We start from the raw sequence: 14,300 nt of genomic DNA, 5'->3' as shown, positions 1-14,300 counted from the left end.
TGATAGAGAATTTCTTTTCTAAAATTAAGCATTTTAGAAGAGTGTTCTCTAGGTTTGATAAAACTATTTCAGCATATATAGGAATGATTAAATTAGCTTGTACTTTTATTTGGCTTCAATGAAAATTTATTTTTGTGCACAGAACCTAATAGAATTATTTTTACAGTAGGATTTTAAACTTTAAAATAGCTTATAAAAAAGCAAAAAAATAGCTGTATAAAGCTACTTATCTAGCAAATATTATTGATAGACTAAATTTTAATAGATTTATTTTAATCAAATTTAGAGAGGTAAGATAATTATGAAACAAACAAAAGGATATGTGTATATCATAATGATTTTAGGTGCTTTGGGGGGTATCTTATATGGTTATGACATAGGTGTAATGAATGCAGCAGTTATTTTTATAAATAAAGAAATAATTATGTCTCATGCGCAAGAATCTTTACTTCTGGGCTCTGTACTTGGAGGAGGGGCATTAGCTACTTTATTTGCAGGTAAAGTATCAGACATTATTGGTAGGAAAGTCTCAATTCTAATATCATGTGTGATTTTCATATTAAGTACATTTATTATTATGAATGCACATGGTTATGATAGTTTATTGATTGGTAGATTAGTACAGGGTATAGCTGTTGGTATAGTAACTATAGTTATTCCTTTGTATATAGTTGAGGTAATACCAGAGAATCTTAGAGGTAAGGGAATTGCCTTATTTCAGCTTATGTTAACACTTGGTATAGTTGGAGCTGGTTATGTAGGATATGAGTTTACTAAATGGTTTCCTAGCAATGGCCATTGGAGAGATATGTTTGGAACATCTATGGTACCTGCAATTATTCTTTTAATTGGAGGGGTTATTTTTTTACCAACATCATCTAGATGGTTATTTATGAAAGGAAAAGCTGAAAAGGCTAAAGCTAACTTGCGTAAAATATATAGTGAAAGTGTAGTAGAGCATGAGTATGAGAAAATAAAGAAAAGTATTGGTGCCGGAGCTACATTTCAAGACTTCTTAGCTAGTTTTAAAGATAAAAGAGTCGTTGTACTTTTTGTATCAGTAGCTTTAATTGCTATGTTACAGCAGCTAACTGGGATAAATACATTCTTGCAATATAGTGCAAGTTTACTAGTTCAATCTGGTTTGACAGCTTCAACAACAGCAGTATTTAGCTCTACTGCAATAATGTTAATTAACTTTGTAGTTACTATTGTTGCTTTATGTTTGATTGATTATGCTGGCAGAAGACCACTAGTTTTATTTGGAACTTTTGTAGTGTTTTTAGCATTAGCATTAATGGCGATATGCTATTATGCTTTAGGAGCTAGCTCTTTAAAAGGTTACTGTATGTTAGTCCTTTTATGTGTATTTATCATAGGCTATGCTGTTGGTCCTGGAGTGTGTATTTGGGCTTTACTATCAGAGCCTCTACCAAATAAAATGAGAAGTGTAGGAATGTCGATAGCACTATTCTTAAACTCGGGGATGTCTTTCCTATATGGGTCTTTATTCCTACCACTATCAGCACATATTGGTTTTGCAGGATTATTTGTTATAAGTGCTATTTCTGCATTGATATATCATATTCTTGTTAGAAAGAATATTCCAGAAACAGGTAATTTATCTCTAGAAGATATTGAAAATAAGCTATATAAAGCATAAGGGGAATTTAATGTTTATAACTGATGAAGATGTGATTAAGTTTAAAGAAGATGGTGTAGTAATAAAAAAACTCTTTTCTGAAGAGCAGGTAGAAGAACTTAAAAAAGTTGTTCATAACTCTTTTATTCCAGAATATGTCAAAAAAGAAAAGAAAATGGCTAATATCCAGTTTTTACAACCAAGAAATAGGGTAGATGCGCTACAAGAAGTTGCTGCAAGTAAAGATATTCTTGAGGCGTGTTCAAAATTATTAGAAGGTGGAGAGCCAGTGATCGGAGGGGCTTCACTTTTTTATGGAGAAAAGGGAATAGAATATGTTCAAGGTTGGCATAGAGATTTATTGCATGTTCCAGAAAATGAGATAGATGATTTTTGGTTTACAAAAGCATATCATCATAATAATGTGCAAATAAATATAGCGCTAAACCATGATGAGAATCTTTGGTTTATTAGAGGTTCGCATAATCGTGATTTTACTGAAGAAGAGAAAAAGATCTTTGGTGATTCAAAAGTTATGGCAGATGTTAAATACAAAGACCTACCAAATGCAGAAAAAGTGGTCTTAAAACCTGGTGAGGCAGCATTTTATAATAATAATGCTCTGCACAAAGGCTATGGCGGTATATTAAAATCTGATAGGATGGTCGTACATTTAGGTTATCATTCGAATAAATATGATCCAACATTTAACTTTTGTGTGATAAATCATCATGAGTTTACATCAGAATATCTAAATAGTTTATCAACTAGAGTTGAAAAATTATTACAAGATCATATTATTGAAAAAGAGCAGCACCCAGAGGTAGAAAGGTTTTATCAACTACATCAGCAGTTTATAAATAGCGCATTTGAAACAAAGGAGAAATAGTATAATGAAGGAAGTGCGGTGGGGAATTATCGGTTGTGGCAAAGTTACTGAAGTTAAAAGTGGGCCAGCTTTTTATAAAGTTAAAGGCTCTAAGCTAGTAGCCGTTATGAGAAGAGATATCGAGTTAGCTAAAGATTATGCTGAAAGACATAATGTTTCTAAGTACTATGATAATGCTGATGATTTAATTAATGATAATGATGTTAATGCCGTTTATATAGCCACACCACCTTCCTTTCACAAAGAGTATACGATAAAGGCAGCAAAAGCTGGTAAAGCTGTGTATGTCGAAAAGCCAATGGCAATGAATCATCAAGAATGTTTAGAGATGATAGCTGCTTGTAAAGAAAATAATGTGCCATTATATGTGGCATATTATAAGAGATCATTACCAAGATACCAAAAAATAAAATCCTTAATACAGGATGAGAAAATTATCGGTAATCCGCGTTTTGTAAACTGCGTTCTTTATGACCCTTTTGAAAAAAGATATCAAGATCCAGAGAATTTACCATGGCATGTTATCAAAGAGATTTCTGGAGGTGGTTTATTTATGGATGTTGGTTGCCATACTTTAGATATTTTAGATTATCTTTTAGGTAAGATAGTTGATGTAGAATCTCAAGTGACAAATCAGATTAATAAGTATCCAGTCGAAGATAGTGTCGCTATTAGCTTTTCTTTTGAGAATGGTGTCGTAGGAACAGGTATTTGGAATTTTAGTAGCTATACTAATTATGACAATATAGAAATAGTTGGAGATAAAGGTAAGATAAGCTTTTCAATGTTTGGTGAAGGACCTATAAAAATTGAAACAGAATCTCAAACACAAAGTATTTCTTTAGCACATCCTGAAAATGTTTCTATCGATATGGTTGGAGATGTTGTTAATTCAATCCTAGATAATAAAAATCATACACCATCTTCAGCAGATATTTCAGCAAGAACAAATAGAATAATTGATAAGGTTTATAGTAGTTAATTATTATTTAACTTACTTTAAATAATTGACATTAACCAGTATTTTATATCCTTGATTAATAATTATATCTGATAATGAATGCTGTTATGGAGATTAAAATGAAGAAAGTAATTGTCTTAATAACAATTTTTTTTTGTATTTCTGCCTTTGGATATGAAAAGCCAGAATTAACAATCGAAGGAGAAGATGTATATATACCAAATTATAAAAGTTTTTTTTTAGGAGATCATCATGTTAAAATTATTAATGGGAAACTGATGGGAGAAATTCAACAAAAATCTATACGTTCTTTAACTAGTTTTTGGCAGCAGAAAGTAAAACCTAAAAATGAGAATCAATTAATAAGTGAAGAAGTCGCATATTTTAATAAATTAGGTATATCTTATGGAGGAGGAATAGGAGAAGGTTGGGTTGATTCTTTAAATATACAACAAGATTTAGAATTTAGATTAGATAAGGCTAATTGTGTAACAATAGTACAATATGCTATGGCTATTATTTTTGCTGAAGATCAAAAAAATCTATATAAGTCTTTTTTTGAAGCTTTTAATAAAGGACTAAATAATATTGCTTATGGCGCATTTTCGTTAAAAGCCGGAGAAACATATAAAAATAGAAATAACTTTGTGAGCTCTGATTTTAATAAAGTAAATAATAAATTAGGCTATTTAAAGGATGTGACTACAAATTTAGGACTAAAGTATAAGAGGCTTCCTACTAAAGGATATAAAATAATTAGCCACTTAGGTTGGTTTAATAAACAAAAAAGTGATTTTTCACATATTCACATCCTAGAAAAAAACTTATTTAATAAAAATATTATTGTTGAGAAGTTTACAAGTAAAGAGTATGGTGCAGATTTTCCTGATGAATCGATATTTATGCAGTATATTCCTAAAGATGTTTTTTATACTAAGCAAGGTAATGATTATTATGCTAATACTAATAATATTAAAAAACTAATGGCTGATAACATTCCTAAGATAGTTGAGTTTGTTTGTGATGATAATAAGTGGATAATAGCAGGGAAGCCAATAAGTACAGTAATAGGTTCTGATATTTTAGTCTTTCATTTAGGGATTTTATACAATGTTACATTTAACAAAGGAGATGTTATTTATAACCAAATAAACTGTATATTAAATGCAGGAACAAGAGCATGTAAAGTAGTCCCAATAAAGTGTCATAAACAAACCTGTAAAAAAGTTATGCTTTTTATGGCCAGTAAGGAATATCCAAAGAATTATGTTTTATCAAAAGATAAGGTTAATAACTTTGCCTGTACAGATCCTATGAAAGTCCCGAGAGGTTATATAGTTGAAAGAAATACTATTACAAATAATGCTTTAACTTGTAATAGATCTCTTTCAATGCCATTTGGGGATTATTTTATTCATAAGATGTATAACAAATATCCATATATAGATTCTCAATCAATATTGGGTATTAATTTACAAGAAATTACTATGTATGGGAGAGGGTCATAAATACCTTGTTAAATAAAAGAAATTCAAATAGTATGGATGGTGTGAAATTGCGTATTAAAAAGTGTATAAGTTTAGAAATATAAAGGATTATTTTTTTATGAAGAGGACAGTTTTTGCAAGCTTATTAATTTTCATGTGTATGATAGTTGGCTGTTTTGCAAATCATACTAATGTAAATCAAGATCAGCTAACAAATGCTATACAAAAAAGATTATACGAGCAAACTGGAGATAAAAAAGTATCTCAAGAGTTGACTAAGTTTATTATGTCTAATGTATTAACATGGAAGGTTAAGAGTATTGACATATCAAAGGCTAACGCAATATTAGCTTTTTCATTTGGTAATGCATATGCTAAAAATGGTAATCAAGAGCCTGGCAAGATGAATCATGAATTGGCTGACTTAGTTGTTAGTATTTATAATAAAACACATCTTCCAGTATATGCCCAGTGGGAAATAGCTCAATCTATTGGTAATAGAATACCAAAGAAAGATTTGCATACTATTTATCCAAAAGTTGATAGCCAAGGTAATTTAGTATACTTAGATACTAAAGGTGTTGCTAAAGAGGCAATAAAAGAAGCAAGGGGCGTAAATAATCTTGGTACAGCTGTAGTAGTTGCTTTTAAAGAGCATGAGTTAAGAGCAGTAAGAACATCTCAAACTTTGGGCATAAAAGCATTTGCTCCAAAAGGTTATAAATTACCAGATACTTATGATAAACATTCAGGTCAACCATGGACTCGTGATAAGTTAACATTTATGCTTTATGAGATTAGAACTAGAGCAAATATATATAGAGAAAATTTAAATGGTATGATTAGTAAGAAATAACTAATTCTAAAGAAGTTTTATTTCTCCACACCAACAGCATAATATATCACAACCATCTGGTCCAGAGACTACGGAGTGTTCTGATTCTATAGGATTAATAAAAAAATCTCCAGTCTTAAAACTTCCTCTTTCATCCGCCATAGATCCTTTTATAACGTATACCCATTCTACATCAGGATGAAGATGTTTGTTTAGTTTAATACAAGGATCCAGTCGAATAAAATCTATTTGAAAATTTCTATCTTCATCTCTAGCTAGGAGTTTTTTCGAAACACCTTTTTTAAAGCTTTCTAGTTCTTTGATATCTTTTATATTAATTTTCATTTTACTGTTTCCATAATCAAATATATTTATATGAATTAAATGCTATATTCTAAAGTTAAATAGATCAATTATTTTACCGCATATAAAAGTATCTAGTAGCTTATTTATATAATATTTATGTAAGTAGAGTGTTATCACAGAGCTATCTAAAAAAATTATAAAAAATGAATGTTATCTAAGAGTTTGTTTGGATTTAATATATAATTTTCTGGCCCTCTTAAAATAAAGATAATGAAGAGTTTTTTGATGTAATAAGAAAGACTCTTCAGACTCCCATATTTCATCAATAAAAAAATTATTTGATACTCTTCTGTACTCAAACTTAATAGGTTTTTCATGTTTTTTTGTTTGATTAATCAATACTTGTAATATTCTTTCAAAATCATCTGTATGATTAGGGTAAATGTTAAAGCAAAAAGATTTTAGAACCATTTTTATTATAAATTATAATATTAAACTATGATGTTACACATATTGTTAATGATTAGAGTAAAATTTTATAGTAATGTTTAGCAAATTATCAACATAATTATTTGGACTGGTTTTAAATTTTAAAAGTTGCTTGTTATAGTATTTCAAAGTTTTGAAATATCAGTTAAAATTTTCATTGCTGCGGCTAAGAAATGTATAATTTAACATTTGTAATATGTATATTTTCCTTTCATTCTTAGTCGTAGTAGTAAGCTTTAATTAAAAAATACTCATTGATTCACACATCATTAAAAAACAACAAAAACATATTGCTAAAGTAATTATATTAAAATTATATTTTTTTGTTGCTAGTGATATTACTAGCCAGCTTAGCATTCCCCATATAATACCTTGAGAAATAGATAGAGTTAGAGGCATTAGTACAATAGTTAAAAATGCTGGAATAGTCTGCGAAAGATCATCCCACTCTATAAATCTAACTGAAGAAAGCATGTGACTACCAATAATTACTAATGCTGGAGCAACAACAAACATTGGTACCATTTCTACAATAGGTGATAAAAATAAAAATGGTAAAAATAATACTCCTACCGTGATCGCTACCAATCCACTTTTGCCTCCAATAGAAATACCAACTGCAGACTCAACATATACAGAAGATGGTGATGTACCAAACAATCCAGAAAATAAAGATGAAAAAGAGTCTACAAGTAATGACTCTCTCATTCTGATAGGGTTGCCATCTTTATCTAGAGTGTTAGCAACACTAGCCAATCCTACAATCGTACCAGTACTATCAAAAATATTTATAAATAAGAAAGAAAATATTGCAGGTATAGTTGCTAGTTTTAAACTTCCAAGCCAATCTATAGAAAAAAATAGCGAAAAGTCAGGCATTGAAAAGAAATGTTTTGGGATCTGCATAACAGTCTCAGTGCCTATTACTCTACCAAAAGGTAAAGATAGTAAGCATCCAACAAAAATCATAATAAGCATTGCTGTTTTAACTTTTCTACAAGTTAGAATAATTAGTAAGAACAGACAAACAATAAAAATTCCAGTCTGGATAGAAATAGGGGCTATTTCTAGTAGGGAAGATGGAGATTTCTCAATAAATCCAGCATTAAAAAAGCCAACCAATGCAACAAAAACACCAATCCCAGCACCTATACCATTTTTTACGCCAACAGGAATTGCATCTAAGATTTTAGCCCGGATATTAAAAATAGCAAGTAATGCAAAGATTACCCCAGACCAAAAAACCGTCCCTAAAGCTGTTTGCCAAGGGATATGCCAAATATCAACAATAGTATATGTAAAAAAGACATTCATCCCCATTGCTGGAGCTACAGCATATGGGTTTTTAGCATATAGTCCCATAGCTATTGAAGATAAAGCAGAGATCATAACTGTACTAGTTACTATAGCATTAGCAGGCATGCCTGTTTGACTTAAGATTTTTGTATTAACAATGATGATATAAATCATCGTTAAAAAAGTTGATAAACCTGCAATTAGTTCTACTTTATATGATGCAAATTCGTTACCAAAAAGTTTATTCATAAAGAGTTTTTTCCATTAAAATTTAATAGCATTTAACTTATTCTAATATCTTATTATTTATCAAAGTCTGGTGTAAGTGCAGGATTTCTCTTATGATGGCTACGATTATGCCAAAAGCTTATTCTTTCTAAAGCTTTTTCAGAGACTTTTTTACCATCTAAGAAATCATCAATTTCAGCATATGTAACACCCATTTCATCTTCATCAGTTTGACCTTGCCATAATCCAGCAGAAGGTGCTTTATCTAAAATATTTTTAGGGACTTCTAAATATTTGCCAAGCTCAAAAACTTGAGATTTTTTAAGATTTACCAGTGGAAGTATATCTGCTGCGCCATCACCAAATTTTGTAAAGTATCCCATATACCATTCACAAGCATTATCTGTACCAATGACAATACGATTGTTTTGTTGGGCATAAGCATATAAATACATCATTCTAAAACGTGCTTGAGCATTACCTTTTATAACGTGTTGGCGATTATTATCAGAGTTTGTAAAAGCTTGTGTAGAGTCTAAGAATGTCTCATATACTGGTTGAATAGGAACTATATGATGAGGGATGTTTAACTTATTTATAAGCTCTATTGCATCATGCATATCTTGATCTTGATTATTCTTTGAAGGCATTATTAGAGCTGTTACTGGCAGATTAGTTTTCGTGGCTAAACAAGCAGCTACAGCTGAGTCAATGCCGCCACTTATACCAATAACAAAACCTTCAGCAGGGTAGTTTAAGCAACTTTCTTTTAGCCAATTCATTATTCTTTCTGAATAATCACTTACTTTAAAATTTTTAACAATTTTCATTTTATATCCTTTACTTACTTTACTAAATTTAATCTATCAGAATTAATTTTCTTTCTACCTATTTTGGCTTGATGATTATTGTTTAGTTCAACACAGTCTCCTGTAAAACCAATTTTAACTTTTAGTAGAGTGCTTCCTATACCGAATATATCTACAGGCGTATTTTCATCATTAAATTTTTTTACTTTATTATAATCAAAGTTTCCTGATGCAATAATTTTAACATGTTGGAATCCTTCAGCATCAAAAGACTTTCGTAAGACTTTTATAAGTTCTGGATTTACACCACTATATTTAGAGTCCTCTGTTAGAATAGGGTTTTCTAAGAAATATTTATCTGTCATATTTGGAGATGTATCAACACGAACTGCAAATAATTTATTGCCAAATTTTCTTGCTACAGCAAGAGAGTCTGTAATTACATCATTATTATAGTCAACTAAAGCAATAAGAGGTTCATCAGGAAATGTATTAACATACGCTTGGCATGCATTTATAAGATTACCATCAAAGCTTTGAATTAAGGCATGAGGCATAGTTCCTATACCTAACTGACCAGTCCATGACCCCATAGCATCTGTAGCAATTTTAGTGATTCCGCCAATATTTGCAGCATATCCATCACCTGGTTGAGTCAAATAAATATCTTCGCGGTCTCCCATAAATATTATTTCTTGATCTTTATTAAGAAGTTTATTATATCTGTATGCATTTGTAGCTATGCTTGTTCTTCTAGCTAAAATACCATCAATTATCCCTTCAAGAAAACCAAAGTTTTTATATTTTCCTTTTATTGTTAATACTGGTTCAAATGCAGAAATTTCATCACCATCATTAAGAGCTTTTATTTCTAAATCTTGATAGTTTAAGGCAAATTTTTTAACTAAAGCTAGTGACTCATCAACTCCACAAAGTATAGTCTTATCGTGACGTTGGAAAAATTGCATTAAAATAATATCTTTAGAGCTTTCGAGTATTTTCTGAGTTTTTATAAAATATTTTGCTGAGTAAAGACCAGTTGATATATGATTATCAAATTGAAATGTCTTATTTGTAAGCCTTGCTATTTTACCAGCTTTCTTAAGGGTAAATTCACAATCTATCATTGGAATTATAATTAGATTTCATAGTATAGCGTCTATTATATCATTGTTTAAATATAAACTTTTATAAGATATTATTTTATTTAGAAAAAGCAGGGTTGCTCATGTGAGGCTTGTCATAATTATCAACATTATACCCAGCACCTAAAGATTGATATAAGTTTGATATACTAATTAAAGAATTCAACTTAGCTTGATTAGCTTGCATTTGTTGGTTAAGAACATTTAAATAAATACCTAAGTATTGCGCTTTACTTATAGCACCTAACTGATATTTTTTCCTAAGGATTAGCTCTTGTTTTTTCGTTGATTCAAGTGATGTTATTTGTCTATCATAGTTTTTCTTATCAGCGACTCTTTTTGATAGATCATTATCAACATCTTCAAATGCTTTTTGCAAAGTATTAATATAATCATAGTATGCCTGATAGAATTGAGACTTAGCTTTATCACTATCTGCCATAATACTTAAGTTAAATATTGGTACGGCAGCAACAGCTTCAGCAGCCCATGCCCATGCGTTCAATGTAGCTAATTGACCAAGAGCCAAAGTTGCATTACCAAATGTACCGGTTAAATCGATACTTGGGAAGAACTGTGATCTTGCTAGACCTATGTTAGCATTAGCAATTTTCAATTTATACTCAGCAATAGCTATATCTGGACGATTCTCTAACACTTGTGAAGGTAAGTTAACAGGGTTCTTGATATCAGCATTTATCTGATCAAGAGTTCTTGTTGTGTTAATTTGTCCAGGATTTCTTGCTGTTAAAATTTTAAGAGTGTTATTAAAATGAGTAATATCATTTTTTATCGTAGCAATTTTACCTTTTTGAATTTCTAATTGTTGTTTTATCAACTCAGGTAGTAAAGGAGAACTTGCGCCTAATTGATGTTGACGTTCAGCATAGTAGTATAAAATCTGCATTTTATCTACCAGTTGTTTTTGAAGTTGTAATTGCTCTTTTGCAGTTATTAAAGAGAAATATGCTCCTGTAACTTGAGTGATTATTGTCAATCGAGTTGCATTTATAACATTTTTTTGAGATTTTTCACTAAACCTAGCAATTTTACCTAGTTGGAACTGTCTGACAATATTAATTGTATAACTAGGAATAATCCCTGCTACAGAGCCTCCAAAAAGCGAGGAGCTTGGGGTAGTTACATTTGGTATGCTTACGTTAGATGTAGTATCAAATGTTTGGGCAATAAAACCACCGCCTCCAACACTTGCAGTAGGTAACCAACCATAGTCAGCTTTGTTTACTTCAGCTTGAGCTTGCAGTACATTACCAATAGCTACTTGGATTTTATTATTATCTTTTAATGCGGTTGTTACAAGGTTGTTTAATGTTGGGTCATCAAACTCTCGCCACCAAGCAATTTGTGTTAAATCCCAGTTCTTACTGACTTCACCAGCCGCTTTACTTTGACTATTCCAAAGAGCTGGAGCTTTTACTTTAGGTTTCTCATATTTTGGATTAAAAAAGCTACAGCTTGACGTTATTAGGATAGTAGCAACTAGGGCTGTACGAAATATATTTCTTTTAATCATATTTGTTTGCCTATAATGTGTCTATTTTTACAGTTGCACTTGCACCGACTCTAAGTGGGTAGCTAGGATCATTCTTCATTGCAATTTTCACAGGGAAACGTTGTGTAACTTTTACCCAGTTTCCAGTAGCATTTTCTGGAGGAAGTAGTGAAAATACTGATCCAGTTGCATAACTAATACTATCTACCTTACCTTGATATGTATGATTATACATATCAAGCTCAACTTCAACCGTTTGTCCTGGCTTAATTCTATTTAGGTCTGTTTCTTTAAAGTTAGCATCAATCCACCATTTTTGATTATCAATAAAACCAAATAGTGATTGTCCTGGTGAAACAAGTTGTCCTTTATATAGCTTCATGTTTGAAACATAACCATCATCCGGAGCTTTAAGTGTAGTATAGCTAAGATTTAGATTAGCATTATCATAATTAGCTTTTGCAGCACCCACTTTAGCTTTAGCTATTTCTACTTGAATTAATGCTTGTTTTAGAGATGATGCAGCTTGATCTTTTGCTTTTTCTGCCTGGATTTTCTGATCAATATATTTCTGTGCATCTTGTAGTGATCCAGCATCTTCTTTATATAATTTAACGTATCTATTTGCCATTTTTTCAGCAGTATCTAGAGATGCTTTTGCTTTAACTAAGTTAGACTTTGCAAAGCCAACTTGTTCTTCAGCGACAAATAGTTGGCCTTTTGCTTGGATAACTTTTGAGTTAGCTTGAGATACTTGTAGTTGGTAATCATTTGGATCAATCTGAACTAGTTTATCTCCTTTATGTACAAACTGGTTATTTTGGACATATACTTTTTCAATATAACCACCAACTTTAGGGGATATTCTAATAACATCAGCACTTACATAAGCATTATCGGTACTTGGGAAAATCTTATTATATTTATAATACCCATATATACCTAAGGCTACTAAAACTATCACTGAGCAGCCGATAATTATTTTTTTAGGAGAAAGTTTAGATTCTTTCTTCGTGTTTTCTGTTTGTGGTTGTTGTTGTAAATTTTCTTCTGACATTCTAATTAATCCTATAATAATTTTAATGCATTACTGGAACAGGAGCATCTTTAGGGGGTTCTTTTAATAAAAATGGCACAATAGCTAAAATTATGCTCATTATACCTACAACATAAAACGAATTAATGTAACTTAATAGGCTACTTTGATGAATTATTTGCTGTTTTGCAATAGCAACAGTAGATGTCTCAGGCATAGGTAAAGTATGAGCCCAAGATTGAAAATTTTGATTTAGAGAAGATATGTTTTGGGATAACTCTTGATATGTAGTTTGTTGGTTTCTTGATATAAATGTTGCAACAAATGCTGTACCAACAGAGCTTCCAAAGTTTCTAAAGAAGTTAAATGACCCAGACATATCGCCCATATCTTCATCAGCAACTCCTACAACAAGTACGCTCATAAATGGAATAAAAAACATCATCATTCCAAAACCTTGAATAGCTGTTGTTAAAATAATATCAAATTCACTTGCAGTAGCAGAAAAATTAGCCTGCATTAAACAAGATATCCCAAATACAATCATTCCTAAACTAATTGTTTTTCTAACTCCTAGTTTTTTTACTAAGATTGCTTGTGTTAGACCAGCACCAATAACAGCTGCGATACCTCGAGGGGCTGTAATATAGCCAGCTAAATCAACAGGGTAGCCATATACTTGTTGTAGCATTGTTGGTAGATATGCCATTGCAGCTGAGAATAAAAGTACAAACATAAAGCATAAGAAACAGGCTATTACAAAGTTCATATTTCTAAAAATTCTAAACTTAACAACTGATGAGTAGGTTAATCCTCGCCAGATGAAAAAACTTAAAGAAACTATAGATATAGCAAGTAAGATTATTATTTTAATAGAGTCAAACCAACCATCTGTATTACCATTATCTATAAAAAATTCTAAACAGCCTACACCGATAGCCATAAATCCAAAGCTGATATAGTCTATTTGGATTTTCTTAATTTTGGTAGTTTCCATCATAAAAGCAATTATGACAAAAGCTATTAAACAAAGAGGGACATTTACATAAAATATCCATTCCCATGACATATTCTCACAAATTGCACCACCTAAGACAGGACCAACAATAGGTCCCATAACGATAACCATACTATATACAGTCATCATCTTATTATATTCCTCATTTTTAAAGCTTGTTGAAATATAGGTTTGGGCTACAGATGGTAAGAATGCACCACCTAAACCTTGAAAAGCTCTAAAAATAATCATTTCTGTTAGTGATGTTGATAGGCCACACATAATTGATGAAACACCAAAAATAACTGAAGATATTAAAGCAACTCGTTTAATACCATATTTTTCTATCACAAGTCCAGATAGTAAAATAAAGATTGCTGCAGTAACAATATACACGGTTGTAACATCTGCTATTGTTTCGACATTTGCACCAATAGCCCCCATAATTTGAGGTATTGCAACTGCAACAATAGTTAAGTCAACAATTTCAGCTAGAGCAAGTAAGCTTATAGCTATTGCAACTATAGATCTTTTCTGACTCCAGAATCCTGTTGTGTTAGTCGTATTTGTTTGCATAATTTAGAAGTATTTTTTATAAAACATAACCATAACTACTAACTAAATTTAAGTAGCGGAAATAAAAAATATTTTAGGTATTTAATTTATT

General features: G+C 30.9%; 13 protein-coding genes and 1 pseudogene. 6 read left to right on the top strand and 8 right to left on the bottom strand.

Annotation, left to right across the window (positions count from 1 at the left end; genetic code table 11):
• From AB8E56_RS06040 to AB8E56_RS06015, 6 genes and pseudogenes are all read left to right on the top strand, one after another.
• A pseudogene (locus tag AB8E56_RS06040) lies at positions 1 to 122 on the top strand (IS5/IS1182 family transposase); the annotation flags it as partial.
• A gap of 179 nt (positions 123 to 301) precedes the next feature.
• Positions 302 to 1,663, top strand: coding sequence for a sugar porter family MFS transporter (locus tag AB8E56_RS06035; protein ID WP_329479069.1), 1,362 nt, complete (start codon positions 302 to 304; stop codon positions 1,661 to 1,663).
• Between the two features lie 10 nt (positions 1,664 to 1,673).
• Positions 1,674 to 2,531, top strand: coding sequence for a phytanoyl-CoA dioxygenase family protein (locus AB8E56_RS06030; RefSeq protein ID WP_329479067.1), 858 nt, complete (start codon positions 1,674 to 1,676; stop codon positions 2,529 to 2,531).
• Between the two features lie 4 nt (positions 2,532 to 2,535).
• On the top strand, positions 2,536 to 3,513 hold the full coding sequence (locus AB8E56_RS06025; protein ID WP_329479065.1) for a Gfo/Idh/MocA family oxidoreductase: 978 nt from the start codon (positions 2,536 to 2,538) through the stop codon (positions 3,511 to 3,513).
• A gap of 98 nt (positions 3,514 to 3,611) precedes the next feature.
• Positions 3,612 to 5,000, top strand: coding sequence for an N-acetylmuramoyl-L-alanine amidase-like domain-containing protein (locus AB8E56_RS06020; protein ID WP_329479063.1), 1,389 nt, complete (start codon positions 3,612 to 3,614; stop codon positions 4,998 to 5,000).
• A gap of 97 nt (positions 5,001 to 5,097) precedes the next feature.
• A complete protein-coding gene (locus AB8E56_RS06015) occupies positions 5,098 to 5,835 on the top strand; it encodes a hypothetical protein (RefSeq protein WP_329479061.1) in 738 nt (245 codons plus the stop codon).
• Positions 5,836 to 5,841: 6 nt separating this feature from the next.
• Here the strand turns inward: AB8E56_RS06015 and AB8E56_RS06010 are convergent, their stop codons facing one another.
• From AB8E56_RS06010 to AB8E56_RS05975, 8 genes are all read right to left on the bottom strand, one after another.
• The gene (locus AB8E56_RS06010) at positions 5,842 to 6,159 is read right to left on the bottom strand and encodes a cupin domain-containing protein (protein ID WP_329479058.1); all 318 of its coding nucleotides are present in this window, start codon (positions 6,157 to 6,159) and stop codon (positions 5,842 to 5,844) included.
• A gap of 171 nt (positions 6,160 to 6,330) precedes the next feature.
• Positions 6,331 to 6,591: a putative quinol monooxygenase gene (locus AB8E56_RS06005; protein ID WP_369518643.1), complete on the bottom strand. Its 261-nt coding sequence runs from the start codon at positions 6,589 to 6,591 to the stop codon at positions 6,331 to 6,333.
• Between the two features lie 258 nt (positions 6,592 to 6,849).
• On the bottom strand, positions 6,850 to 8,154 hold the full coding sequence (locus tag AB8E56_RS06000) for an NCS2 family permease (protein WP_329479055.1): 1,305 nt from the start codon (positions 8,152 to 8,154) through the stop codon (positions 6,850 to 6,852).
• 53 nt (positions 8,155 to 8,207) lie between these two features.
• Complete coding sequence (nadE, locus tag AB8E56_RS05995) at positions 8,208 to 8,963, bottom strand: NAD(+) synthase (protein ID WP_329479053.1); 756 nt, start codon at positions 8,961 to 8,963, stop codon at positions 8,208 to 8,210.
• Between the two features lie 14 nt (positions 8,964 to 8,977).
• Positions 8,978 to 10,069 (bottom strand): nicotinate phosphoribosyltransferase, encoded by a 1,092-nt coding sequence (locus AB8E56_RS05990; protein WP_329479051.1) that lies wholly within the window; start codon positions 10,067 to 10,069, stop codon positions 8,978 to 8,980.
• A gap of 76 nt (positions 10,070 to 10,145) precedes the next feature.
• Positions 10,146 to 11,621 carry a TolC family protein gene (locus AB8E56_RS05985; RefSeq protein WP_329479049.1) on the bottom strand — a complete coding sequence of 492 codons (1,476 nt, stop codon included), beginning with the start codon at positions 11,619 to 11,621 and terminating at the stop codon, positions 10,146 to 10,148.
• Between the two features lie 10 nt (positions 11,622 to 11,631).
• Complete coding sequence (locus AB8E56_RS05980; protein WP_329479047.1) at positions 11,632 to 12,657, bottom strand: HlyD family secretion protein; 1,026 nt, start codon at positions 12,655 to 12,657, stop codon at positions 11,632 to 11,634.
• 22 nt (positions 12,658 to 12,679) lie between these two features.
• Entirely contained in the window at positions 12,680 to 14,209 is a 1,530-nt protein-coding gene (locus tag AB8E56_RS05975) for an MDR family MFS transporter (RefSeq protein WP_329479045.1), read from the bottom strand.
• Positions 14,210 to 14,300: the final 91 nt, after the last annotated feature.

This window comes from Francisella sp. 19X1-34 (assembly GCF_041102755.1).
In the GTDB taxonomy this organism is placed as follows: Bacteria; Pseudomonadota; Gammaproteobacteria; order Francisellales; family Francisellaceae; genus Francisella.
This window is presented reverse-complemented; position numbering and strand designations above follow the sequence as displayed.

Bases quoted from the DNA above. Each gene is read 5' to 3' on its own strand.
- AB8E56_RS06015 (WP_329479061.1), top strand. From the start codon at position 5,098: ATGAAGAGGACAGTTTTTGCAAGCTTATTAATTTTCATGTGTATGATA.
- nadE (WP_329479053.1), bottom strand. From the start codon at position 8,963: ATGAAAATTGTTAAAAATTTTAAAGTAAGTGATTATTCAGAAAGAATA.
- AB8E56_RS05985 (WP_329479049.1), bottom strand. From the start codon at position 11,621: ATGATTAAAAGAAATATATTTCGTACAGCCCTAGTTGCTACTATCCTA.
- AB8E56_RS06025 (WP_329479065.1), top strand. From the start codon at position 2,536: ATGAAGGAAGTGCGGTGGGGAATTATCGGTTGTGGCAAAGTTACTGAA.
- AB8E56_RS05975 (WP_329479045.1), bottom strand. From the start codon at position 14,209: ATGCAAACAAATACGACTAACACAACAGGATTCTGGAGTCAGAAAAGA.
- AB8E56_RS05980 (WP_329479047.1), bottom strand. From the start codon at position 12,657: ATGTCAGAAGAAAATTTACAACAACAACCACAAACAGAAAACACGAAG.
- AB8E56_RS06020 (WP_329479063.1), top strand. From the start codon at position 3,612: ATGAAGAAAGTAATTGTCTTAATAACAATTTTTTTTTGTATTTCTGCC.
- AB8E56_RS05990 (WP_329479051.1), bottom strand. From the start codon at position 10,069: ATGATAGATTGTGAATTTACCCTTAAGAAAGCTGGTAAAATAGCAAGG.
- AB8E56_RS06035 (WP_329479069.1), top strand. From the start codon at position 302: ATGAAACAAACAAAAGGATATGTGTATATCATAATGATTTTAGGTGCT.
- AB8E56_RS06030 (WP_329479067.1), top strand. From the start codon at position 1,674: ATGTTTATAACTGATGAAGATGTGATTAAGTTTAAAGAAGATGGTGTA.
- AB8E56_RS06010 (WP_329479058.1), bottom strand. From the start codon at position 6,159: ATGAAAATTAATATAAAAGATATCAAAGAACTAGAAAGCTTTAAAAAA.
- AB8E56_RS06000 (WP_329479055.1), bottom strand. From the start codon at position 8,154: ATGAATAAACTTTTTGGTAACGAATTTGCATCATATAAAGTAGAACTA.
- AB8E56_RS06005 (WP_369518643.1), bottom strand. From the start codon at position 6,591: ATGGTTCTAAAATCTTTTTGCTTTAACATTTACCCTAATCATACAGAT.